Annotated in this window: 1 protein-coding gene; it reads right to left on the reverse strand. The window is 55.4% G+C overall.

Going from position 1 to position 731, the window contains the following annotated elements:
* Window positions 1-731, reverse strand: a 731-nt coding sequence (locus ACSZPU_RS26110) for an ATP-binding protein (RefSeq protein ID WP_499004525.1), incomplete at its 5' end; no start/stop codon positions are given.

The following is a 731-nucleotide window of genomic DNA, read 5'->3' on the forward strand; positions in this document are numbered from 1 at the left end:
TTACTTCTCGTGCAGACCGAGTTTCTTTTCCAGATAGTGGATGTTGGGGCCACCCTGCTGGAATTTCTCGTCGCTCATGATGCGCATCTGCAGATCCACGTTGGTTTTGATACCGTCGATAATCAGCTCCTGCAGCGCATTCTTCATGCGCGCAATCGCCACTTCACGGGTTTCACCAAAGCAAATCAGCTTGCCGATCATGGAGTCATAGTACGGCGGTACGGTGTAACCGGCGTAGATATGCGATTCCCAGCGCACGCCAAAACCGCCCGGCGCGTGGAAACGGGTGATTTTACCCGGGCTCGGCAGGAAGGTGTTCGGGTCTTCGGCGTTGATACGGCATTCCACCGCATGGCCTTTCACCACCACGTCTTCTTGCTTGATCGACAGCGGCTGACCGGCAGCAATACGCAGTTGCTCTTTGATCAGGTCCACGCCGGTGATCATTTCAGTGACCGGATGCTCTACCTGAATACGGGTGTTCATTTCGATGAAATAGAACTCGCCGTTTTCGAACAGGAACTCGAACGTACCTGCCCCACGGTAGCCGATGTCCACACAGGCTTTGGCGCAGCGATCGCCGATGAATTTACGCAGTTCCGGGGTAATACCCGGTGCCGGCGCTTCTTCGACGACTTTCTGGTGGCGACGCTGCATGGAGCAGTCACGTTCAGCCAGATAGATGGCGTTGCCCTGACCGTCTGCCAGTACCTGGATCTCGATATGACGAG

It is taken from the genome of Phytobacter sp. V69 (genome assembly GCF_965644215.1).
Taxonomy (GTDB): domain Bacteria; phylum Pseudomonadota; class Gammaproteobacteria; order Enterobacterales; family Enterobacteriaceae; genus Phytobacter.